Source organism: Microbacterium luteolum (assembly GCF_039533965.1).
Lineage (GTDB): Bacteria > Actinomycetota > Actinomycetes > Actinomycetales > Microbacteriaceae > Microbacterium > Microbacterium luteolum.
The window spans coordinates 466874-490107 of record NZ_BAAAUN010000001.1; the positions used below are offsets into that span (position 1 = coordinate 466874).

Below are 23234 nucleotides of genomic sequence, written 5' to 3' on the forward strand. Positions count from 1 at the left end.
GCAACCTTTAACACCGTCCTGTGAGGCGGAGAAGGGAGCGGCCGATGAGCGCACGCACTGTGCTGCACGAAGCCGACGTATCGCGGGCTCTGACCCGTATCGCGCATGAGATCCTCGAGTCGAATCGAGGGGCTGAGAACCTCGTCCTGCTGGGCATTCCGACCCGCGGCGTCACTCTCGCCCACCGCCTGGCCCGGCTGATCGGCGAGATCGCGCAGACCTCCGTCGCCGTGGGCGCGCTGGATGTCACGCTCTTCCGCGACGACCTGGCCAAGCATCCGACGCGGTCACCGCATCCGACCGAGATCCCGGACGGCGGGATCGACGGCAGGACGGTCGTCCTCGTCGATGACGTCCTCTTCTCCGGTCGCAGCATCCGCGCCGCGCTCGACGCGATCCAGTCGATCGGCCGACCCGCCGTCGTGCGCCTGGCCATCCTCGTGGACCGCGGTCACCGCGAGCTGCCCATCCGACCGGACTTCATCGGCAAGAACATCCCTTCCGCCCGCACCGAGCGGGTCAACGTGCGCCTCTTCGAGAACGACGGGGCCGAGGAGGTGACGATCGGCGAATGAGACACCTCCTCGACACCCGCACCCTCGCGAAGGCCGACGCTCTCCGGATCCTCGACATCGCGGAGGACATGTCCGACACTCAGTCGCGCGAGGTGAAGAAGCTCCCGACGCTCCGCGGCAAGACCGTGGTGAACCTCTTCTTCGAGGATTCGACCCGCACCCGCATCTCCTTCGAGGCCGCCGCGAAGCGCCTCTCCGCCGACGTCATCAACTTCGCCGCCAAGGGCTCGAGCGTCTCGAAGGGCGAGAGCCTGAAGGACACCGCCCAGACCCTCGAGGCGATCGGCGCCGACGCCGTCGTGGTGCGCCACCCCGGATCCGGCGCGCCGCAGACGCTGGCGACGAGCGGCTGGATCTCGGCCGGCGTGGTGAACGCCGGCGACGGCACGCACGAGCACCCGACGCAGGCGCTGCTCGACGCGTTCACGATCCGCAAGCGCCGCTTCGGCGCCGACAGCCGCGGGCGCGACCTCGCCGGGCTCCGGATCGTCATCGTGGGCGATGTGCTGCACTCGCGGGTCGCACGCTCCAACGTCTGGCTGCTCACGACGCTCGGCGCCGCTGTCACGCTGGTGGCGCCGCCGACACTGGTTCCGCAGAACGTCTCGCTCTGGCCGGTGCGCGTGGTCTACGACCTCGACGAGGCCCTTGCCGAGGGGCCGGATGCCGTCATGATGCTGCGGATCCAGCTCGAACGGATGAGCGCCGCGTATTTCCCTACTGAGCGGGAGTATTCGCGCCGCTGGGGACTCGACGCACGGCGTGTGGCCGGGCTTCCGGACGGTAGCATTGTCATGCACCCCGGACCCATGAACCGTGGACTGGAGATCTCCTCCGAAGCAGCCGATTCCGCCCGCTCGACGGTGCTGGAGCAGGTCACCAACGGAGTATCCGTCCGCATGGCGGTGCTGTACCTGCTGCTGGCAGGAGAACGAGACGACGAACGAGGGGGAGACCTGTGAGCGAGACCCTCGTCATCACCGGTGCACAGCTGCTCGGCGCGGAGAGCGCCGACATCATCGTCGAGGACGGTGTCATCACCGAGATCGGCGCCGGCCTGAGCCGCGCGGGTGCGCGCGTGATCGACGCCGACGGACTCGTCGCGCTGCCGGGTCTCGTCGACCTGCACACGCATCTGCGCGAACCCGGCTACGAAGCATCCGAGACGATCCTCACCGGCACGAGAGCGGCCGCGGCCGGCGGCTTCACGGCCGTCTTCGCCATGCCCAACACGTCACCGGTCGCGGACACCGCCGGAGTGGTCGAACAGGAGCTCGCCCTCGGCGAGGCCGCCGGGTATGCCACTGTGCAGCCGATCGGCGCCGTCACGGTCGGCCAGAAGGGCGAGCGTCTCGCCGAGCTGGGCGCGATGGCGACCTCCCGAGCACAGGTGCGCGTCTTCAGCGACGACGGCTTCTGCGTGTTCGACCCGCTGATCATGCGTCGCGCGCTCGAGTACGTGAAGTCGTTCGACGGCGTCATCGCCCAGCATGCGCAGGATCCGCGCCTCACCGAGGGTGCGCAGATGAACGAGGGGACGGTTTCGGCCGAGCTCGGTCTCGCCGGCTGGCCCGCGGTCGCCGAGGAGTCGATCATCGCCCGCGACGTGCTGCTCGCCGAGCATGTGGGTTCCCGGCTGCACGTGTGCCACCTCTCGACGGCCGGATCGGTCGACATCATCCGCTGGGCCAAGAAGCGCGGCATCGCGGTCACCGCCGAAGTGACCCCGCATCACCTGTTGCTGACGGACGAGCTCGTGCGCGGTTACGACGCCCGGTACAAGGTCAACCCGCCGCTTCGGCGCGAGGAGGACGTCCTGGCTGTGCGTGAAGGACTCGCGGACGGCACGATCGACATCGTCGCGACGGATCACGCCCCGCACCCGAGCGAGCACAAGGCCTGCGAGTGGCAGGCTGCCGCGAACGGCATGGTCGGGCTCGAGAGCGCACTGCGCGTCGTGCACCAGTCGATGGTGCAGACCGGGCTCATCGGCTGGGCGGACGTGGCCAGGGTCATGAGCGTCGCCCCCGCGCGCATCGGACGGCTCGCCGGGCACGGCACGCCCCTCGAGGTCGGCGCCCGCGCGCAGATCACGCTCTACGACGCCTCCGTCGACGGCGTGTTCACCGAAGCCGATCTGCACGGGCGCAGCGTCAACTCGCCGTACCTCGGCAGGGCACTTCCCGGTCGGGTCGAGTTCACGGTGCACGGCGGCACGCTCACGGTCGACGGCGGAGCCGTGGTCGAGGAGCTGAACGCGTGACGCGGGAACTGGCCATCACGGTCATGATCGCCGTGGCCGTGCTCATCCTGCTCGCGATGCTCTTCGCGTGGCGACGACGACTGCGCCGGGACTCCGGTCTCACCGCACCACTCGGAGTCCCGGAGCACGCCGAGGTCGTCCACCGCGAAGAGGTGCTCTACGTCTCGACGACCCGCCACGACCAGCCGCTGGAACGACTGGCGATCTCGCCGCTGACGTATCGCGCCCGCGGTGAGCTCGCGGTCACGGACCGGGGCGTCGCGCTCTGCCTCGACGGCGCGCCGACCGTGTTCCTCGCCTCGTCGCGCCTGGTGCAGGTCGACAGGGCGACCGTGACGATCGACCGCGTCGTCGAGCCAGGCGGGCTCGTCCGCATCGCCTGGAACGCCGCGGACGACACCGTCGTGGACTCGTACCTGCGCCTCGCCTCCGGCGACCCGAAGAACCTCATCTCTGAACTGCAGCGGCTCGTACCCGTTGCCCCCGACACAGGAGCCACACGATGACCTCCCTGCCCGAAACCGCCGTCCTCGTCCTGGAAGACGGCACCCGCCACACCGGTCGCGCGTACGGTGCGCGCGGCCGCACCCTCGGCGAGGTCGTCTTCGCGACCGGCATGTCCGGCTATCAGGAGACGATCACCGACCCGTCGTACGCCGGACAGATCGTCCTGCAGACCGCACCGCACATCGGCAACACCGGCATGAACGACGAGGACGCCGAGTCCCGTCGCATCTGGGTCGCCGGCTACATCGTCCGCGATCCCTCGCGCGTCGTCTCGAACTGGCGCGCGAACGCCTCGCTCGACGAGGTGCTGGTGAACGACGGCATCGTCGGCATCAGCGGCATCGACACCCGCTCGATCACGCGGCACATCCGTTCCGCGGGCTCGATGCGCGGCGGGATCTTCTCCGGTGCGGATGCCGCGCTCGACGCGGAGGAGCAGGTGCGCATCGTCCGCGAGGCGCCCGAGATGGCGGGTCGGAACCTGTCCGCCGAGGTGTCGGTGGACGTCGCGACCGTGACGACCGCGATGGGACAGCGGGTCGGCAACCTCGCGGTCCTCGACCTCGGGGTGAAGCAGGCCACGATCGACAACCTGGCCGCCCGCGGCTTCGAGGTGCACGTGCTGCCGCAGAACGTGACGATCGACGAGATCCGCGCGATCGATCCGATCGCGGTGTTCTACTCGAACGGCCCCGGCGACCCCGCGGCATCCGATGACCACGTCGAGCTGCTGCGCGCGGTCCTCGACGACGGTCTCCCGTTCTTCGGGATCTGCTTCGGCAACCAGCTGCTCGGCCGCGCTCTCGGACTCGGCACCTACAAGCTGCCGTTCGGCCACCGCGGCATCAACCAGCCGGTCCTCGACAAGACCACCGGCCGCGTCGAGATCACGGCGCACAACCACGGCTTCGCGGTGGACGCCCCGCTGGAGGGGACGTTCGACAGCCCGAACGGCTACGGCAAGGTCGAGGTCAGCCACGTCGGGCTGAACGACAACGTCGTCGAGGGCCTGCGAGCGCTCGACATCCCCGCCTTCTCGGTGCAGTACCACCCCGAGGCCGCCGCAGGCCCGCACGACGCCAACTACCTCTTCGACCGGTTCCGTGACCTGGTCATCGCGACTCAGAAGGACAGCAAGTAATGCCCAAGCGCGACGACATCAACTCCGTCCTCGTCATCGGATCCGGTCCGATCGTCATCGGTCAGGCCTGCGAGTTCGACTACTCCGGCACCCAGGCGTGCCGCGTGCTGCGCGAGGAGGGCGTCCGGGTCATCCTGGTCAACTCCAACCCGGCGACGATCATGACCGACCCCGACTTCGCCGACGCGACCTACATCGAGCCGATCACCTGGCAGGTCATCGAGACGATCATCGCCAAGGAGCGTCCGGACGCGATCCTGCCGACCCTCGGCGGACAGACCGCGCTCAACGCCGCGATCGAGCTGCACAACCACGGGATCCTCGAGAAGTACGACGTCGAACTCATCGGCGCGAGCTTCGAGGCGATCAACAAGGGCGAGGATCGTCAGATCTTCAAGCAGCTGGTCCTCGACGCCGGCGCCGACGTCGCCGACTCGCGCATCGCCCACACGATGGACGAGGTGCTCGCCGCAGCCGACGAGCTCGGATATCCGCTCGTCGTCCGCCCCAGCTTCACGATGGGTGGACTCGGCTCCGGGTTCGCCTACGACGAGAACGACCTCCGCCGTATCGCGGGCGCGGGTCTGCGCGACTCGCCGACCACCGAGGTCCTCCTGGAGGAGTCGATCCTCGGCTGGAAGGAGTACGAGCTCGAGCTCATGCGCGACACCGCCGACAACACGGTCGTCGTCTGCTCGATCGAGAACGTCGACCCGGTCGGCGTACACACCGGCGACTCGATCACGGTCGCACCGGCGCTGACGCTGACGGACCGCGAGTACCAGAAGCTCCGCGACATCGGCATCGACATCATCCGCGCGGTGGGAGTCGACACCGGCGGCTGCAACATCCAGTTCGCGGTGAACCCCGAGAACGGGCGCATCATCGTCATCGAGATGAACCCGCGTGTCTCCCGGTCGAGCGCCCTCGCCTCCAAGGCGACGGGCTTCCCGATCGCGAAGCTCGCGGCCAAGCTCGCGCTCGGCTACCGCCTGGACGAGATCCCGAACGACATCACGGGCGTGACCCCGGCGAGCTTCGAGCCGACGCTCGACTACGTCGTGGTCAAGGTCCCGCGGTTCGCGTTCGAGAAGTTCCCCGCCGCCGACGCCACGCTCACCACCACCATGAAGTCGGTCGGCGAGGCGATGGCCATCGGCCGCAACTACGCGACGGCTCTGCAGAAGGCGCTCCGCTCGCTCGAGAAGCGCGGCTCGAGCTTCCACTGGGGCACGGAGGAGCGCTCGCTCGAGGAGCTCCTGGAGATCGCGAAGATCCCGACCGACGGCCGCATCGTCACGCTGCAGCAGGCGCTCCGCAAGGGTGCGACGGTCGAGCAGGCGTTCGACGCGACGGCGATCGACCCCTGGTTCCTCGACCAGATCGTGCTGATCAACGAGGTCGCCGAGATCGTGCGCACGGCTCCCGAGCTCGATGCGGCCACGCTCCGCTATGCGAAGGAGCACGGCTTCTCCGACGCGCAGCTCGGTGAGCTCCGTGGCACGAACGAGCCCGAGGTGCGCGGCATCCGTCACGGTCTGAGCATCCGCCCGGTCTACAAGACGGTCGACACGTGCGCGGGGGAGTTCCCGGCGCTGACGCCGTACCACTACTCCAGCTACGACTTCGAGACCGAGGTCGCTCCCTCCGAGCGCACCAAGGTCGTCATCATCGGCTCGGGCCCGAACCGCATCGGGCAGGGCGTCGAGTTCGACTACTCGTGCGTGCACGCCTCGTTCGCGTTGTCGGATGCCGGATTCGAGACAGTGATGGTCAACTGCAACCCGGAGACGGTCTCGACCGACTACGACACGTCCGACCGGCTGTACTTCGAGCCGCTCACGCTCGAGGACGTGCTCGAGGTCCTGGATGCGGAAGCCGCGAGCGGCACGATCCTCGGCGTCGTCTGCCAGCTCGGCGGACAGACCCCGCTGGGACTCGCCAAGGGCATCGAGGCGGCCGGCTACACGGTGCTCGGCACCAGCCCCGCCGCCATCGACCTCGCCGAGGAGCGCGAGCTGTTCTCGCGTCTGCTCGACGACGCCGGACTCCTCGCCCCGCGCAACGGCACCGCGATCGACGCTGACGGCGCCGTACGCATCGCCGAGGAGATCGGCTACCCGGTGCTGGTACGCCCGAGCTTCGTGCTCGGCGGTCGCGGTATGGAGATCGTGTACGACACGGCGTCGCTGCGCGACTACTTCGTGCGCACGGCCGGAGAGGTCATCATCGAGGAGGGCAAGCCCCTGCTCGTCGACCGCTTCCTGGACGATGCGATCGAGCTCGACGTCGACGCGCTGTACGACGGGACCGACCTCTACATCGGCGGCGTCATGGAGCACCTGGAGGAGGCCGGCATCCACTCCGGCGACTCCAGCTGCACGCTCCCGCCCGTCTCGCTCGGACGCACCGATGTCGATCGCGTGCGCGAGGCGACCCTGGCCATCGCCGAGGGCGTCGGCGTGCGCGGCCTGCTGAACGTGCAGTTCGCGATCAGCGCCGGCGTGCTCTACGTCATCGAGGCGAACCCTCGCGCCAGTCGCACGGTGCCATTCGTGTCCAAGGCGCTCGGCATCCCGATGGCAAAAGCGGCGAGCCGCGTCATGACCGGGTCGACGATCGCGGAGCTGCGTGCCGAGGGCATGCTGCCGCAGCAGGACGGCTCGCGCGTGCCCCTGGGCGCCCCGGTGGCCGTCAAGGAGGCCGTGCTGCCGTTCAAGCGCTTCCGCACCGCCGACGGCAAGACCGTCGACTCCGTGCTCGGCCCGGAGATGCGCTCCACGGGTGAGGTCATGGGCATCGACCGCGACTTCCCGACCGCCTTCGCGAAGAGCCAGGCGGCGGCGTACGGCGGCATGCCCACCTCGGGCACCGTGTTCATCTCGGTCGCCGACTCCGACAAGCGCGCGGTGATCCTGCCGGCGCACCGCCTGCAGCAGCTCGGGTTCACGATCGTCGCGACCGAGGGCACCGCGGAGATCCTCTCCCGCAACGGCATCGCGGTGACCGTGGTGGAGAAGTACAGCGAGACGCAGGAGTCCGGCGCGAAGAACATCGTCGACCTGATCAACGAGGGAGCGATCGACATCGTCGTGAACACCCCGTCCGGCGGCGCGGCACGTGCCGACGGCTACGAGATCCGCGCGGCGGCCGTCGCGGCCGACAAGGCGCTCTTCACGACGATGGCCGTGCTCGGTGCCGCCGTGAGCGGTATGGATGCCGCGCACGAGGGCTTCCAGGTGCGGAGTCTGCAGGAGTACGCGATCGATCGGGCGGCTGCACTATGACGCAGACCTTCGGCGAGCGGGCCCGCGCTGCACTCGGAGCGCATGGCCGGCTCTGTGTCGGCATCGATCCGCACGCGGCGCTTCTCGCCGCCTGGGGTCTGAGCGACGATGCGAGCGGCGTGCGCACCTTCGGGCTGCGCACGGTCGAGGCGGCCGCGGGCCGCGTCGGCGTCGTCAAGCCGCAGGTGTCGTTCTTCGAGCGGTTCGGTTCGAAGGGGTTCGCAGCCCTGGAGGATGTGCTCGCGGCCGCACGCGCGGCCGGGCTGCTCGTGATCGCGGACGCCAAACGCGGTGACATCGGCTCGACCATGGACGACTACGCGACAGCGTGGCTCACGCCCGGATCGCCGCTGGAGGCCGACGCCCTCACGGTGAACCCCTTCCTCGGCGTCGGCGCCCTCGACGGCGCGTTCTCACTGGCCGAGAAGTACGGCAAGGGCCTGTTCGTGCTCGCCGCCACCAGCAACCCCGAGGCCGAGGGCGTGCAGCGCTCGATCGGATCCACCGGAGTGACCGTCTCGGCCGAGATCATCGCGGATGTCTCGGCGCGCAACGCCGCCGCGTCGGCCGATGGCGCCTGGGGCAGCTTCGGCTTCGTCATCGGCGCGACGGTGGACTGGGCGCAGGCCGGCATCGCACCGTTCGCGCCCACGGCTCCGATCCTCGCCCCGGGCTTCGGCACGCAGGGAGCGACGCCGGCCGACCTGCGTCCACGATTCAGACGGATGTCGGATGCCGTGATCGCGAGCGAGAGCCGCAGCATCCTCTCCGCGGGTCCGGACGGACTCGCCGCAGCGATCGACGCCCGCGCAGCCGAATACCGGGAGGTCGTCAGTGTCTGAGGTGCGTCGGACCGTCCCCGAGGTGGACCGCGCGGCGGCCGCCCGCAGGGCCGTGGAACGTCGACGGGCCAGGGCGTCGCTGAAGCGCGATCTCACGATGCGCGTCGTGTCGCCGCAGACCGTGCTGCACCGCGCCACCGCGGATGCGGACTCGGTCGAAGGGTCCATGCGGATCACCGACTTCCTCCTCGCCCTCCCCGCGATCGGCGCGGGCAAGCGCGATCGCGTGCTGGGGGAGCTGCACATCTCGCCGGTCAAGCGTCTCGGCGGGCTCGGCGCTCGTCAGCGCGTCGTCCTCGAGACCTGGCTCGACTCCCGGTTCCCTGTGCTGGAGCCGCGCGGTGCACGCAGCCGACTGCTCGTGCTCGCGGGGCCGACCGCCGTCGGCAAGGGCACCGTCGCGGCCCACATCCGCGAGCACAACCCGGAGATCCACCTCTCGGTGTCGGCGACGACGCGCCCTCCGCGTCCCGGCGAGATCGAGGGCGTGCACTACTTCTTCGTGGACGACGCCGAGTTCGATCGCCTGATCGCCGACGACGAACTGCTCGAATACGCCGTGGTGCACAATCGCTCCCGCTACGGCACTCCACGGGCGCCGATCGACGCCGCGCTGGCTGCGGGCAAGACCGTTCTGCTCGAGATCGACCTGCAGGGCGCACGTCAGGTGCGGCGCGCCGAACCCGCGGCGACGCTCATCTTCCTGCTCCCGCCGAGCTGGGACGAACTGGTCCACCGACTGGTCGGCCGGGGCACCGAGGAGGCCGAGGAACGGGCCAGACGACTGCGCACCGCGAAGGTCGAACTGGCCGCCCAGAACGAGTTCGATCACCTCATCGTGAACGAGGACGTCGCCGCTGCCGCCCACGAGGTCGTAGAATTGTCCTCAGGCTCTGCGCGCTGAGTTCTCTGTCGCGCCTATTGCACCGTCTTCGCGACGCTCCCGTCGCCTGATCTGGAGGTCCCATCATGGCCGGACACCACACCAAGGGCATCATCGATCCCCCCATCGACAACCTGCTCGACCGCGTCGACTCCAAGTACGAGCTCGTGATCTACGCCGCCAAGCGCGCCCGTCAGATCAACGACTACTACTCCGACCTGCACGAGGGCAACCTCTTCGACAACGTCGGCCCGCTCGTCGACTCCTCGGTCGAGGACAAGCCGCTCACCATCGCACTGCACGAGATCAACGAGGACAAGCTGCGCCTGCGTCACGCGGAGTGATATTCGAGGCCGCGCGCGCCGCTCTGTCGGCGCCGCGGTCCAGAATGGGTGCAACACCCCTCCCACCGTCCGTCCCCGTTCTGGAGCACCGATGAGCGCGCTGCGTCTGTTCACGTCCGAGTCCGTCACCGAAGGGCACCCGGACAAGATCTGCGACCAGATCTCGGACAGCATCCTCGACGGTCTGCTCGCGAAGGACCCGGGCTCGCGCGTCGCGGTGGAGACGCTCGTCACCACCGGCCTCGTGCATGTGGCGGGGGAGATCCGCACCGAGGCATACGTCGACATCCCGACGATCGTCCGCCAGGTCGTGAACCGCATCGGCTACACGTCGAGCGAGACCGGCTTCGACGGCGATTCCTGCGGTGTCAGCATCTCGGTCGGCGAGCAGTCCACCGACATCGCGCACGGCGTCGACAATGCGCAGGAACACCGCGACGGCTCGTCCGTCGATCCGCTCGACGCGCTCGGCGCCGGCGATCAGGGCATCATGTTCGGCTTCGCGACCAACGAGACGCCGCAGCTCATGCCGATGGCCGCCTGGACGGCGCACCGCATCGCCGAGCGCCTCACCGAGGTGCGTCGCAGCGGTCTGCTGCCGTTCCTCCGCCCCGACGGCAAGACGCAGGTCACCCTCGGCTACGACGGATTCACGCCCAAGACCGTCGACGCGGTCGTGCTCTCCACGCAGCACCACCCCGACATCTCGCAGGACGAGCTGAAGGCGCAGGTGCGCGAGCACGTCATCGACCCGATCCTCGCGACCACGGGCCTCGATCTGAGCGATGTCACGCACTACATCAACCCGGCAGGTCCCTTCGTCACAGGTGGACCCAAGGGCGATGCCGGCCTCACCGGCCGCAAGATCATCATCGACACGTACGGGGGAGCAGCCCGTCATGGCGGTGGCGCCTTCAGCGGCAAGGACCCGTCGAAGGTCGACCGCTCCGGAGCGTACGCCACGCGCTGGGTCGCGAAGAACGCCGTCGCCGCCGGGCTCGCCGATCGGCTCGAGGTGCAGGTCGCGTACGCGATCGGCGTCGCGCGTCCGGTGGGGCTCTACGTCGAGACGTTCGGCACCGGCAAGGTGACCGATGAGGCGATCATCCGTGCGATCGAGCAGGTCTTCGACCTGCGCCCACAGGCCATCATCGAGCAGCTCGACCTGCTGCGGCCCATCTACGCGCAGACCGCCGCGTACGGCCACTTCGGCCGCGAGCTTCCCGACTTCACGTGGGAGCGGACCGACCGCGTCGAAGAGCTGCGCCGCGCTGCCGGTCTCTGATGGGGCCTCGGTCCTCATGACGCCCGAGAGCCGGCGCATCGCGCGCGTGCTCCTCGACTCGCCGCTGCCGCAGCTCGACCGCCTGTTCGACTACGCCCTCCCTGCGGAGTTCGGCGAGGTGCCGCTCGGGGTGCGCGTGCGCGTGCCGCTGCGCACCGCAGGTCGTGTGATCGACGGCTACATCGTCGACATCGACACCGAGGATGACGCCGACCGCCCCCTCTCCGAGGTCGACAGCGTCGTGTCCACGGTGCCGGTGCTGCCGGAGCGGCTGCACCGGCACGCGCGGCGCGTCGCCGATCGCGCGGCAGGTTCCGCCTCCGATGTACTGCGACTGGTGATCCCGAAGCGGCAGGTGCGGGTCGAGAAGGCCTGGACCGGTGAAAGCCCGGCACCGGTGGTGGAAGAGGCTGCCGCGGAGCGGAGCCAGGAGATCCTCGATGTCTACGAGGGCCTCGTCGCCGTGCTGGACGACGGCGGACGTGCCGCCGTCGAAGCCGTCCCGCAGCTGCGCGACGGGGGAGAGGCCTGGGCTCAGCTCCTGGCAGCATCGGCGACGCGGATGCTGGCGGCGGGCCGCTCCTCGATCCTGATCGTGCCCGACCACCGCGACCTCGATCGGCTGCTCACGGCCCTCGAGTCGCTCGTCCCCGGCGAATCCGTCGTCCGATACGACTCCCGTCAGACCAACCCGGACCGCTACCGCGGCTTCCTCCGCACGCTCGAGGAGTCGCCCTGCATCGTCGTGGGGAACCGGTCGGCCGTATACGCCCCGGTCGAGGCGGGTCTCGTCGCCGTCTGGGACGACGGCGACCCGCTGCTCGGCGAGCAGCTCGCACCGTACGTGAACGCGCGGGACGCGGCGCTCCTCCGGCAGGAGCTCGAGCAGTCGGCTCTGCTGTTCGCCGGACACACCCGCACGACCGACGTGGAGCGCCTCGTCGCGCACGGCTGGCTGCAGGATGTGCGCGCGGCGCGCCGTGTGCTTCCGAAGGTCGTGCTCAGCACGCCGCAGGAGATGGAGCAGCCGGCCGCCCAGCGGATGCCGTCCTCGGCGTTCCTCGCTGCACGCACCGCGGCGGCGGAGGGCCCTGTGCTGGTGCAGGTTTCACGGCCCGGCTTCTCACCCTCGCTGGTCTGCGCTGAGTGCCGCGCGCCCGCCCGCTGCCCGCACTGCGGAGGTCCGCTCGGCGCGCGCCACCGCGGCGCCGTCCCCGTGTGCGGCTGGTGCGGCCGCAGCGCGCGCGCCTGGGCCTGCCCGGCGTGCTCGTCGACGAAGCTCCGGCTCGCGTCCTCCGGCAGCGAACGCACCGCCGACGAGCTCGGGCGGGCGTTCCCGGGGATCCGAGTGATCGTCGCCGACAGCGCGCACCCCGTCGAGCGCGTCGATGCGAAGCCCGCACTCGTGGTGGCGACGCGCGGGGCCGAACCGCTCGCCGCCGGCGGGTACCGTGCCGTCGTCCTCCTCGACGGGCCGCGGATGCTGCAGGCGCCGGATCTGCGCATCGGCGAGGCCTGCCTGCGCTGGTGGTCGAACGCGGCTGCCCTCGCCGCTCCCGGAGCCCCGATCCATCTGGTCGGCGTGAGCGGTGCGGTCGGCATGGCTCTCGCGACCTGGAATCAGGCGGGCTACGCGCGTTCCGAGCTCGAGAGCCGTGCACCGCTGCACATGCCCCCGACGGCGCGTGTCGCCCTGGTCGAGGGGTCGGCCGCGGCCGTCTCACGCGCCCTGGTGGCTCTGGGAGAACTCGCGCTTCCCGCCGATGCCGTCCTCGGGCCCGTGCCCGTCGACTCCGAGGACGTGCCGCCGCGCGTGCGCGCACTCGTCCGATTCGACTACGGCGCCGGCAGCCGCGTCGCGACGGTCCTGCGGGCGGCGGTCGTGGCCGAGGCGGTCGCCGGACGTCGAGGCCGGGCGCGCAACGCGAAGAACACTCTCTCGGTCCGTCTCGATATCCTCGATCCAGAGCTCTGACCCATCCGGAGAACCTTCATGCGCCTCGTCTTCGCCGGCACACCCGCTGCTGCCGTGCCCACCCTGCGACGTCTCGCGACGCTGCACGACATCGTCGCGGTCGTCACGCGCCCCGATGCACCGCTCGGCCGCAAGCGGGTGCTGACGCCATCGCCGGTCGCCCAGGCGGCCGATGAGCTCGGTCTCCCCGTGATCCGCGCGGCGCGTCTCGACGCCGATGCCACGGCGCAGATCACGGCGCTCGCGCCCGAGCTCGGTGTGATCGTCGCGTACGGCGGCCTGGTGCGCGAGCCGCTGCTCTCCGCTCCGGATGCCGGATGGATCAACCTCCACTTCTCGCTGCTGCCCGCATGGCGGGGAGCCGCTCCGGTGCAGCGCGCGCTGATCGCCGGTGATCGCGAGCTCGGCGCGAGCGTCTTCCAGCTCGTCCCGGAGCTCGACGCCGGCGATGTGTTCGCCATGCGCACGATCGACGTCGCGCCGACCGCCACCGCCGATCAGGCGCTGGAGACCCTCGCGCACGACGGCGCCGAGCTGACCGTAGAGGTCGTGGCCGCGATCGCCGATGGCACCGCCCGTGCCGTGCCGCAGCAGGGAGAACCGACCCTCGCCCCGAAGCTGACGCTCGACGACGGCCTGCTCGACTGGTCGCAGTCCGTCGATGCGCTGTTCGCGCGCTTCCGCGGTGTGACCCCCGAGCCCGGAGCGCACACGACGATCGACGGCCAGCGGCTGAAGATCCTCGAGGCGGCACCCGCCGGTGACGCAGAGCCTCTGGAGCCCGGCCGGATCAGCAGCACGAGATCCGCCTTGCTGATCGGCACGGCATCCGCCCCTCTCGCTGTCACGCGCGTGCAGCCGGCGGGCAAGGGCGCGATGAGCGCCGTCGACTGGTGGCGCGGACAGCGCGACACGGAAGGGCTGCGTGCCGGATCATGAGCCCGTCAGAGCAGGGAAGGTCGGCACGTCGTCCCCAGGGGCGATCGGGTGGCGAGGCCCGCCCGACGAATCGCGGTGAGCGATCCGGCGGTCGTGGCCCGAGCCGCGCCGTGCAGCCGGCTCGACAGGTCGCCTATGACGTGCTGCGCGCCGTCTCGGATTCCGACGCGTACGCCAATCTCATCCTTCCCACGGCCATCGCCGAGGCTGGGCTCACGCCGCAGGACGCCGCCCTCGCCACCGAGCTGACCTACGGCACCCTGCGGCGCCGCGGGCTCTATGACGCGATCATCGCGGCGGCAGCCGATCGTGCGACCGACAGCATCGATCCCGCCGTCCTGGATGCCCTCCGCCTCGCCGTGCACCAGCTGCTGGCGACCCGCGTCGCCTCCCACGCCGCCGTCAACGAGTCGGTGAACCTGGTGGCGACGACCGTCGGACGCGGAGCTTCGAGCTTCACGAACGCCGTGCTCCGGCGGATCGCGCGGGAGACGCCCGAGCAGTGGCAGGAGCGGATCGAGCAGGACGCGCGCTCCGACGACGAGCGCCTCGCGTTGCGATCGGCGCATCCGGTCTGGATCATCCGGGCGCTGCGACGTGCGCTCTCGGCCGAGGGGCGTGTCGACGAGCTCGAGGCGCTGCTCGAGGCCGACAACGTCTCGCCGGAAGTGACTCTCGTGGCGCTGCCCGGACTTGCCGAGCCCGTCGACCCTCGTCGACCCTATGCCGCCACCGCTTTCGCGTCGCCCGGCGGCGACCCGCGACGCTCCGTCGAAGCCTCGGGCGGCACCGTGCGCGTCCAGGACGAAGGTTCTCAGCTCGTCGCGCTGGCTCTGGCTGAGGCCGCGCCGATCCGGGCGGGGGAGCGGTGGCTCGACCTGTGCGCGGGCCCCGGCGGCAAGACGGCCCTCCTCGCCGCGATCGCCCGCGAGCACGGAGCGATCCTCGAAGCGAACGAGATCGTCCCCACGCGCGCCCGTCTGGTGCGCAACGCACTCCGGGCCGTGCCGGGCGAAGTCGTGGTCCACGAACAAGATGGCCGCGAGCTCGCCGCGTCCAGGGCCGGGGCCTTCGACCGGATCCTCGTCGATGCTCCCTGCACCGGCCTCGGTGCGCTGCGTCGCCGCCCCGAAGCGCGGTGGCGCAAGTCGCCGGCCGACGTCGCGGAACTCGTGCCGCTGCAGGTCGATCTGCTGACCGCTGCACTGGAGGCTCTCGCACCCGGCGGCATCGTGGCGTACGTCACGTGCTCGCCGCACCTCGCCGAGACGGTCGGCGTCGTGCAGGAGGTGCTGCGCGACCGTGCCGACATCACCGAGCTCGATGCGCGGTCCGTGATCGCCGATCTCGCCCGCTCGCCGATCGACCTCGCCGAGGACGGACGCGCGGGTTCCGGCAGCGCACAGCTCTGGCCGCATCGTCATGGCACCGACGCCATGTTCCTCGCGCTGCTCCAGCGCACGGACGCCCCGAACACCGCAGCGAAGGAAGACTAGGACCGTGGAACTCCCCAGCGCACCTCGCATCAACCCCAGCATCCTGGCCGCCGATTTCGTGAACATGCAGGCCGATCTCGCCAAGATCGCGACGGCTGACTTCGCGCACGTCGACGTGATGGACAACCACTTCGTCCCGAACCTCACGTTCGGACCGCAGATGGTGGAGCGCATCCAGGCGACCAGCCCCATCCCGCTCGACGTGCACCTCATGATCACCGACCCGGACCGCTGGGCTCCGGGCTATGCGGAACTCGGCGCGGCCAGCGTGACGTTCCACCTCGAGGCGGCCGCGGATCCGATCGCTCTCGCCCGCCGGCTGCGGGACATCGGCGCACGGGCCGGCATCGCCATCAAGCCGGACACCCCCGCGGAGCCCCTCTACTCGGTCCTCGAGGAGTTCGATCAGATCCTCGTCATGACCGTGGAGCCGGGATTCGGCGGGCAGGGTTTCATGCCCGAGACGATGCCGAAGCTGCGGGCACTCGCCGACGAGGCGCACCGGCGCGGATCGCAGGTGTGGCTGCAGGTCGACGGGGGCATCTCGGACAGCACGATCGAGATCGCCGCCGCCGCCGGTGCGAACACCTTCGTCGCGGGCTCGGCGGTCTTCGGGGCCGACGACATCGAGGCGGCCGTCACTCGGCTCAGGGACCGCGCGCGAGCCGGTAGCCTGGAGGGGTGAAGACTTTCGACGAGCTGTTCGCCGAGCTCAGCGTCAAGGCCGAGACCCGCCCAGAGGGATCCGGCACCGTCGCCGAGCTGGATGCCGGCGTGCACACGATCGGCAAGAAGATCGTCGAAGAGGCCGCCGAGGTCTGGATGGCGGCGGAGTACGAGTCCGACGAGGACGCCGCCGAGGAGATCTCCCAGCTGCTCTACCACCTGCAGGTCATGATGATCGCGAAGGGGCTCAGCCTGCAGGACGTCTACCGACATCTGTGATGCGCTCCGTTCCTCTCCTCTCGAACTGAAGGCCATCCATGCTGCGCATCGCTGTTCCGAACAAGGGCTCGCTCTCCGAGACCGCCGCCGACATGCTCGCGGAGGCCGGCTACGCCGGTAGACGCGACCCGAAGACCCTGCACGTCATCGACGCCGAGAACGACGTCGAGTTCTTCTTCCTCCGCCCGAAGGACATCGCCACGTACGTCGGCTCCGGAGCCATCGATGTGGGCATCACCGGACGCGACCTCCTGCTGGACGCGCGGATGCCGGGCGCGCGGGAGATCGAGGCACTCGGGTTCGCCGGTTCCACGTTCCGCTTCGCCGCGCCCTCCGGCCGCTACAGCGATGTCTCGGAACTCGACGGTCTGCGCATCGCGACCTCGTACCCCGGGCTCGTCGACGCCTTCCTCGATGAGCGGGGCATCGCCGTCGACCTCGTCCCCCTGGACGGTGCGGTGGAGTCCGCCGTGCGCCTCGGTGTCGCGGATGCGGTCGCCGACGTGGTCGAGACCGGCACGACGCTCCGGCAGGCGGGGCTCGACGTGTTCGGCCCCGTGATCCTGGAGTCCGAGGCGGTCCTCATCGCCGGTCCGGTCGATGCCGACGGCTCCGAGACGCTCCTCCGGCGCCTGCGGGGCGTCATGGTCGCGCGTCGCTTCGTCATGATCGACTACGACCTGCCCGTCGCGCTGCTCGACGACGCGGTCAAGATCGCCGGCGGTGTCGAGTCCCCGACCGTCTCGCCGCTGCGCGACCCCGAGTGGGTGGCCGTGCGGGTCATGGTCGCGCGGACGCGCGTCAACCACGTGATGGACGAGCTGTACGCGCTCGGTGCGCGCGCCATCCTCGTCACCGCCATCCACAACGCGAGGCTCTGATGGCTCTCGCCAGCCGCGTCATCCCGTGTCTGGACGTCGCCGACGGCCGCGTCGTCAAGGGCGTCAACTTCGAGAACCTGCGCGACATGGGCGACCCGGTCGAGCTCGCCCGGCACTACGCCGCGCAGGGTGCAGACGAGATCACCTTCCTCGACGTCACCGCCACGGTCGATGCCCGTGCGACGACCTATGACGTGGTGCAGCGCACGGCCGAGCAGGTCTTCGTCCCGCTCACCGTCGGCGGGGGAGTGCGCAGCGTCGACGACGTGGCACGACTGCTCGCGGTCGGTGCGGACAAGGTCGGCGTGAACTCGGCGGCCATCGCGCGTCCGGAGCTCATCGGCGAGATCGCCGACCGCTTCGGCGCCCAGGTGCTGGTCCTCTCGCTCGACGTGAAGCGCGCCGACACGACCCCGTCGGGATTCGTCGTGACCACGCACGGCGGCCGCACGCAGACGACGCTCGATGCGCTCGCGTGGGCCCGCGAGGCCACGGAGCGCGGCGCCGGAGAGCTCCTCGTCAATTCGATCGACGCCGACGGCACCAAGGACGGCTTCGACCTCGAGCTCGTGCGCCTCATGCGCGAGGTGGCGGACGTGCCGGTGATCGCCTCCGGCGGCGCCGGCAAGGCCGCGGACTTCGCGCCCGCCATCAAGGCCGGAGCGGATGCCGTGCTCGCCGCGAGCGTGTTCCACACCGGCGCGCTGACGGTCGGCGACGTCAAGGACGCGCTGCGCGCGGAAGGAGTGCTGGTCCGATGAGTTCGATCGAGGAGCGCATCGCCCAGGTCGTCTTCAACGCCGACGGCCTGGCGCCGGTGATCGTGCAGCAGTGGGACACCCACGAAGTGCTGATGCTCGCCTGGGTCGATGCCGAGGCGCTGCGCCGCACCCTCACGTCGGGACGCGCGACGTACTGGTCGCGCTCCCGGCAGGAGTACTGGCGCAAGGGCGACACCTCGGGCAACATCCAGGTCGTGCGCGAGGCCCGCCTCGACTGCGACGGCGACGCGATCCTCCTCGAGGTCGCGCAGACCGGCCCCGCGTGCCACACCGGCACCCGCACCTGCTTCGACACCACCGATCTCGAGGCGACCGTGGGAGCGGGGGAGTCGTGACCTTCGCCCAGCGGGGTCGTTCGATCTCGGTCTCCGGCTTCCTCCTCGCCGGCGCGATCGGCATCATCTCGTCGACGCAGACGTGGCTGACGGTCGAGCGCGCGGATGCGGGGGAGGCGATCCTGGTACCCGGCGCATCGGCCCTCGTCCTGCTCGCACCGCTGAGTCTGGCGGTGCTGGCCCTCGGCGCCGCACTCTCCATCGCGGCCCGTGTGCTGCGGGTCATCTTCGCCGTGCTGGCCGGGGCGGCATCCGTCTTCCTCATCTGGTCCACGCTGCAGCTGCTCGCCGCCCCCGTCGACGCGGTGGGCCCCTCCGTGACCGATGCCACCGGTCTGGCCGGCGGCGGCGCCCTGGGCGACGTCGTGCAGGCGGTCGCGCCGACCGCCTGGCCGATCATCGCGCTGGTCGGCTGGGTCCTCCTTCTCGCGGCATCCGTCGTCGTCCTCGTGACGTGGCGTGGATGGAAGGCCGGTGGCCGCCGCTACCGCACGGATGCCGCCGACGCGGCCCCGCACGACGGTCCCGTTGACGCGGTCGATTCCTGGGACGAGCTGTCCCGCGGAACCGACCCGACGCGGTGACCCCGATAGACTGAACACGCCCCGCACGTCGTCCCCCGGAGGAGAACATGACCAACCCGATCGCCGACCCCGGCCACGGACACTCGCCTGCGGCCTGGACCGCCGTCGTGATCATGCTCGTCGGCTTCACCGCCGGCACCGTCGCGTTCTGTTTCGAGCAGCCGACCCTCGTCTGGATCTCCTCGGCTCTCATCCCGATCGGTGCGATCGTGGGCTGGGCGCTGGCCAAGGCCGGTTACGGCGTGAAGGGCCCCAAGTACTCGCCGAAGGCGCACTAGTGGTCCTCGCCGACCTGACGGCCGGCGCTGTCGCAGACGCCGAGCGTCGCTCGCTCACGCGTCCCCTCGACGTCGTCGAACGGGAGGCGCTCGCCCGACCCGCGGCGAAGGATGCCCTGTCGTTCCTGGCTCCCGCCGATCAGGTGAAGATCATCGCCGAGGTCAAGAGGGCCAGCCCGTCGCGCGGCGCCCTCGCCGACATCCCCGACCCCGCCCTCCAGGCATCGCTCTATGAGACCGGGGGAGCCTCCGCGATCAGCGTGCTCACCGAGGAGCGCCGTTTCGGCGGCAGCCTCGCCGACCTCGAAGCCGTCACATCCCGCGTGTCCCTGCCGGTGCTCCGCAAGGACTTCATCGCGAACCGCTACCAGGTTCTCGAGGCCAGGGCGGCGGGAGCCGACCTCGTGCTCCTGATCGTCGCCGGACTCGAGCCCGCCGTGCTGCAGGATCTGTTCGGATTCATCACCGAGCTCGGCATGACACCGCTCGTCGAGACGCACTCGGCCGATGAGCTCGAGGCGGCGATCGATCTCGGCTCACCGCTGATCGGCGTGAACGCGCGCGATCTGAAGACCCTCGAACTCGACCGCGATCTGTTCGGCCGCCTGGTCGATCGCATCCCGGACACCGCGGTGAAGATCGCCGAATCCGCCGTCCTGACTCCCGCCGACGTGGTGCATTACCGCTCCGCCGGCGCGGATGTCGTCCTCATCGGCGAGGCGCTCGTCACGGGCGACCCCGTCGCCACCCTCAAGAGCTTCCTGGAGGCATCATGAGTCTGCGCGACCAGCACGGACCCTACTTCGGAGAGTTCGGCGGGCGGTACATGCCCGAGTCGCTGATCGCCGCGATCGACGAACTCACGGTGGCCTACGAGGCTGCGGTGGCCGATCCGGAGTTCCGCGCCGAGCTCGCCCAGCTCCTGAGCTCGTACGCCGGTCGCCCCTCGGCGATCACCGAGGTGCCGCGGTTCGCTGAGCACGCCGGTGGTGCGCGGATCTTCCTGAAGCGCGAGGACCTGAACCACACCGGGTCCCACAAGATCAACAACGTCCTCGGTCAGGCCCTGCTCACCAAGCGGCTCGGCAAGACCCGCGTGATCGCCGAGACCGGTGCCGGTCAGCACGGCGTCGCCACGGCGACCGCTGCCGCACTGTTCGGGCTCGACTGCACGATCTACATGGGCGAGGTCGACACCGAGCGCCAGGCCCTCAACGTGGCGCGGATGCGCCTGCTCGGCGCCGAGGTCGTCGCGGTCACCTCCGGCTCCCGCACCCTCAAGGACGCGATCAACGACGCGTACCGCGACTGGGTGGCATCCGTCGAGACGACCAACTACATCTTCGGCACCGCCGCAGGCCCGCACCCGTTCCCGGCGATGGTCCGCGACTTCCAGAAGATCATCGGCGAGGAGGCCAGGGCGCAGCTCCTCGACGAGGTCGGTCGGCTCCCCGACGCGGTCTTCGCCTGCGTCGGCGGCGGGTCGAACGCGATCGGCATGTTCGACGCGTTCCTGGACGACGAGAGCGTGAAGCTCTACGGTGTGGAGGCCGCCGGAGACGGTGTCGACACCGACCGCCACGCCGCCTCCATCGAACGCGGACGCCCCGGCGTGCTCCACGGAGCGAAGACCTACGTGCTGCAGAACGGCGACGGCCAGACGATCGAGTCGCACTCGATCTCCGCGGGCCTCGACTACCCCGGCGTCGGTCCCGAGCACTCCTGGTTGGCCGACATCGGCCGTGCGGAGTACATCCCGGCCACCGACGACGAGGCGATGCAGGCGCTGCGCCTGCTCAGCCGCACCGAGGGCATCATCCCGGCGATCGAGTCGGCGCACGCCCTCGCCGGTGCGCTGCGTGTCGGCCGCGAGCTCGGGCCGGATGCGATCATCGCCATCTGCCTGTCCGGGCGCGGCGACAAGGACATGGACACGGCGGCGCGCTACTTCGAGCTGTACGACGAAGCGGCCCTGGCGCACGACGTCGCAGAGGAGAGCGCCGCCGAGAAGGCGGCCTCGAAGGGGGAACCGGAACTGTGAGCCGCGTGGAACAGGCGATCGCCGCCGCACACGCCGACGGACGCAGCGCCTTCATCGGCTACCTCCCCGTCGGCTTCCCCGACCTCGAGACCAGCATCCAGGCAGCCATCGCGCTCGCGGAGAACGGTGTCGACATCATCGAGCTCGGCCCGCCGTACAGCGATCCGGTGATGGACGGCGCGGTCATCCAGGAGGCGACGACCCAGGCGCTGGCCGCCGGGTTCACGACGGCCGATCTGTTCACGGCCGTGCGCGCCATCACGGCCGCCACCGACGCGCCGGTGCTCGTGATGACCTACTGGAACCCGGTACTGCAGTACGGCATCGACCGTTACGCGGACGACCTGCTCGCGGCCGGCGGCGCCGGGCTCATCACGCCCGACATCACGCCGGACGTCGCAGGGGAGTGGATCGCCGCGAGCCAGCGCACCGGACTCGACCGCGTCTTCCTGGCTGCACCCACCTCCACGGACGAGCGCCTCGATCTCGTCGTGAAGTCGTCCACCGGCTTCGTGTACACCGTCTCGACCATGGGCATCACCGGAGAGCGCACCGAGCTCGACCGGGCCGCTCGCACGCTCGTCGCGCGCCTGCGCGATCACGGAGTCGCCCGCGCCTGCGTCGGCATCGGCATCTCCACCGCCGAGCAGATCGCCGGCGTCTCGGAGTACGCCGACGGCGCGATCGTCGGCACCGCGCTCGTCCGCGCGCTGCGCGACGGCGGCATCCCGGCTCTCGCCGAGGTCACCCGAAACCTGGCATCCGGCACGTCGTCGGCACGCCCCGATCACGAGAACTAGAATCGCACTCATGTCCCTCGCGCTCCACAGCACCTTCAACGGCGTGCTCGCCAGCATCCCGAGCCCTCCTGTGTCGTACTTCGACCTGGGGCCGGTTCGGATCCACTTCTACGCCCTGTGCATCATCGCCGGCATCATCGCGGCCGCGCTGATCACCAACCACCGCCTGACCAAGCGCGGTGCGGAGCCGTGGGTCGTGATCGACATCTCGATCCTCGCGGTCCCGATCGCGATCATCGGCGCGCGCATCTTCCACGTGCTGACCCACCCGAACTTCTACTTCGGCGAGGGCAAGAACACCTGGAACCCCTTCGAGCCGGGTTCGGTCTGGGCGATCTGGGAGGGTGGCATCGCCATCTTCGGAGCGCTTATCGGCGGCGCGATCGGCGCCTACCTCGGATGCCGGTGGACCGGCATCCGCTTCTGGACCTTCGCCGACGCCCTCGCGCCCGGCCTCCTGCTCGCGCAGGCCATGGGCCGCTTCGGCAACTGGTTCAACCACGAGCTCTTCGGCCTGCCGACCGACCTGCCCTGGGGACTCGAGATCGAGTCGACGAACTCCGCCTTCCCTCCCGGCCTTCCCGAGGGCACGCTGTTCCACCCCACGTTCCTGTACGAGGTGCTCTGGAACGGTCTGGGCGTTCTCGTGCTGCTGTGGCTCGGCCGCAAGCTCTTCTTCCAGTGGGGTCGCCTGTTCGCGATCTACCTCATCTGGTACAGCGCAGGACGCGTCGTCTGGGAGTCGATCCGCATCGACCCGAGCGAGATCATCCTCGGCCTGCGCAGCAACGTCTGGGCGGCGATCATCGGTGTCGTCGTGGGCCTCGCGATCCTGATCGTGCAGACGCGCCGTCACCCCGGCCTCGAGCCGTCGCCCTACCAGCCGGGCCGCGGACGGAGTGACGAAGGCGCTGATGTAGAATCGCAGGACAATCCCTCTGACTTCGTGGACCTGAGCGAGCCTCCGGCCGAAGAAGTCACCGCAGGAGCCAGCGCCACAAGCGTCGCTCCCACGGACACGGACGGCTCTCGATAGCCTCCTCTTCCGTGA

General features: G+C 70.0%; 24 protein-coding genes. All 24 read left to right on the forward strand.

All coding sequences use genetic code 11. The annotated features are described in order from the left end of the window. The first annotated feature begins 44 nt into the window (after nt 1-44). The 24 genes from pyrR (at nt 45) to lgt (ending at nt 23219) form a co-directional block, all read left to right on the forward strand. The gene (gene pyrR, locus ABD648_RS02315; RefSeq protein ID WP_282217117.1) at nt 45-575 is read left to right on the forward strand and encodes a bifunctional pyr operon transcriptional regulator/uracil phosphoribosyltransferase PyrR; all 531 of its coding nucleotides are present in this window, start codon (nt 45-47) and stop codon (nt 573-575) included. Next, the gene (locus ABD648_RS02320; protein WP_282217118.1) at nt 572-1537 is read left to right on the forward strand and encodes an aspartate carbamoyltransferase catalytic subunit; all 966 of its coding nucleotides are present in this window, start codon (nt 572-574) and stop codon (nt 1535-1537) included. The genes pyrR and ABD648_RS02320 overlap by 4 nt, the downstream gene beginning before the upstream one ends. Then, on the forward strand, nt 1534-2838 hold the full coding sequence (locus tag ABD648_RS02325; protein ID WP_282217119.1) for a dihydroorotase: 1305 nt from the start codon (nt 1534-1536) through the stop codon (nt 2836-2838). The genes ABD648_RS02320 and ABD648_RS02325 overlap by 4 nt, the downstream gene beginning before the upstream one ends. Next, the gene (locus ABD648_RS02330) at nt 2835-3344 is read left to right on the forward strand and encodes a PH-like domain-containing protein (protein ID WP_282217120.1); all 510 of its coding nucleotides are present in this window, start codon (nt 2835-2837) and stop codon (nt 3342-3344) included. Before ABD648_RS02325 ends, ABD648_RS02330 begins: the two co-directional genes overlap by 4 nt. Further along, nucleotides 3341-4486 (forward strand): glutamine-hydrolyzing carbamoyl-phosphate synthase small subunit, encoded by a 1146-nt coding sequence (carA, locus tag ABD648_RS02335; RefSeq protein ID WP_282217121.1) that lies wholly within the window; start codon nt 3341-3343, stop codon nt 4484-4486. Before ABD648_RS02330 ends, carA begins: the two co-directional genes overlap by 4 nt. Further along, nucleotides 4486-7773 (forward strand): carbamoyl-phosphate synthase large subunit, encoded by a 3288-nt coding sequence (gene carB, locus ABD648_RS02340; RefSeq protein WP_282217122.1) that lies wholly within the window; start codon nt 4486-4488, stop codon nt 7771-7773. Before carA ends, carB begins: the two co-directional genes overlap by 1 nt. Then, nucleotides 7770-8615: an orotidine-5'-phosphate decarboxylase gene (gene pyrF, locus ABD648_RS02345; protein ID WP_282217123.1), complete on the forward strand. Its 846-nt coding sequence runs from the start codon at nt 7770-7772 to the stop codon at nt 8613-8615. Before carB ends, pyrF begins: the two co-directional genes overlap by 4 nt. Further along, complete coding sequence (gmk, locus tag ABD648_RS02350; RefSeq protein WP_282217124.1) at nt 8608-9519, forward strand: guanylate kinase; 912 nt, start codon at nt 8608-8610, stop codon at nt 9517-9519. Before pyrF ends, gmk begins: the two co-directional genes overlap by 8 nt. A 65-nt stretch (nt 9520-9584) precedes the next feature. Further along, the gene (gene rpoZ / locus ABD648_RS02355; protein WP_116634940.1) at nt 9585-9842 is read left to right on the forward strand and encodes a DNA-directed RNA polymerase subunit omega; all 258 of its coding nucleotides are present in this window, start codon (nt 9585-9587) and stop codon (nt 9840-9842) included. Between the two features lie 91 nt (nt 9843-9933). Then, complete coding sequence (gene metK, locus ABD648_RS02360; RefSeq protein ID WP_282217125.1) at nt 9934-11127, forward strand: methionine adenosyltransferase; 1194 nt, start codon at nt 9934-9936, stop codon at nt 11125-11127. Nucleotides 11128-11143: 16 nt separating this feature from the next. Continuing rightward, nucleotides 11144-13102, forward strand: coding sequence for a primosomal protein N' family DNA-binding protein (locus ABD648_RS02365; RefSeq protein WP_282217126.1), 1959 nt, complete (start codon nt 11144-11146; stop codon nt 13100-13102). An 18-nt stretch (nt 13103-13120) separates the two neighbouring features. Continuing rightward, complete coding sequence (gene fmt / locus ABD648_RS02370; protein ID WP_282217127.1) at nt 13121-14041, forward strand: methionyl-tRNA formyltransferase; 921 nt, start codon at nt 13121-13123, stop codon at nt 14039-14041. Then, nucleotides 14038-15537 carry an RsmB/NOP family class I SAM-dependent RNA methyltransferase gene (locus ABD648_RS02375; RefSeq protein ID WP_425561691.1) on the forward strand — a complete coding sequence of 500 codons (1500 nt, stop codon included), beginning with the start codon at nt 14038-14040 and terminating at the stop codon, nt 15535-15537. Before fmt ends, ABD648_RS02375 begins: the two co-directional genes overlap by 4 nt. A gap of 4 nt (nt 15538-15541) precedes the next feature. Further along, on the forward strand, nt 15542-16222 hold the full coding sequence (gene rpe, locus ABD648_RS02380) for a ribulose-phosphate 3-epimerase (RefSeq protein WP_282217129.1): 681 nt from the start codon (nt 15542-15544) through the stop codon (nt 16220-16222). Further along, a complete protein-coding gene (locus tag ABD648_RS02385; protein ID WP_282217130.1) occupies nt 16219-16482 on the forward strand; it encodes a phosphoribosyl-ATP diphosphatase in 264 nt (87 codons plus the stop codon). Before rpe ends, ABD648_RS02385 begins: the two co-directional genes overlap by 4 nt. 38 nt (nt 16483-16520) lie before the next feature. Then, nucleotides 16521-17363: an ATP phosphoribosyltransferase gene (hisG, locus tag ABD648_RS02390; protein ID WP_282217131.1), complete on the forward strand. Its 843-nt coding sequence runs from the start codon at nt 16521-16523 to the stop codon at nt 17361-17363. Next, nucleotides 17363-18124, forward strand: coding sequence for an imidazole glycerol phosphate synthase subunit HisF (gene hisF / locus ABD648_RS02395; RefSeq protein ID WP_282217132.1), 762 nt, complete (start codon nt 17363-17365; stop codon nt 18122-18124). Before hisG ends, hisF begins: the two co-directional genes overlap by 1 nt. After that, nucleotides 18121-18480, forward strand: coding sequence for a phosphoribosyl-AMP cyclohydrolase (hisI, locus tag ABD648_RS02400; RefSeq protein WP_282217133.1), 360 nt, complete (start codon nt 18121-18123; stop codon nt 18478-18480). Before hisF ends, hisI begins: the two co-directional genes overlap by 4 nt. Continuing rightward, a complete protein-coding gene (locus tag ABD648_RS02405; RefSeq protein ID WP_282217134.1) occupies nt 18477-19064 on the forward strand; it encodes a Trp biosynthesis-associated membrane protein in 588 nt (195 codons plus the stop codon). Before hisI ends, ABD648_RS02405 begins: the two co-directional genes overlap by 4 nt. Before the next feature lie 47 nt (nt 19065-19111). After that, nucleotides 19112-19342 carry an HGxxPAAW family protein gene (locus tag ABD648_RS02410; protein WP_282217135.1) on the forward strand — a complete coding sequence of 77 codons (231 nt, stop codon included), beginning with the start codon at nt 19112-19114 and terminating at the stop codon, nt 19340-19342. Continuing rightward, a complete protein-coding gene (gene trpC, locus ABD648_RS02415; protein WP_282217136.1) occupies nt 19342-20118 on the forward strand; it encodes an indole-3-glycerol phosphate synthase TrpC in 777 nt (258 codons plus the stop codon). Before ABD648_RS02410 ends, trpC begins: the two co-directional genes overlap by 1 nt. Continuing rightward, on the forward strand, nt 20115-21383 hold the full coding sequence (gene trpB / locus ABD648_RS02420) for a tryptophan synthase subunit beta (protein WP_282217137.1): 1269 nt from the start codon (nt 20115-20117) through the stop codon (nt 21381-21383). The genes trpC and trpB overlap by 4 nt, the downstream gene beginning before the upstream one ends. Beyond that, nucleotides 21380-22183 carry a tryptophan synthase subunit alpha gene (gene trpA / locus ABD648_RS02425; RefSeq protein ID WP_282217138.1) on the forward strand — a complete coding sequence of 268 codons (804 nt, stop codon included), beginning with the start codon at nt 21380-21382 and terminating at the stop codon, nt 22181-22183. The genes trpB and trpA overlap by 4 nt, the downstream gene beginning before the upstream one ends. A 10-nt stretch (nt 22184-22193) precedes the next feature. Continuing rightward, nucleotides 22194-23219, forward strand: coding sequence for a prolipoprotein diacylglyceryl transferase (gene lgt / locus ABD648_RS02430; protein WP_282217139.1), 1026 nt, complete (start codon nt 22194-22196; stop codon nt 23217-23219). Nucleotides 23220-23234 lie beyond the last annotated feature (15 nt).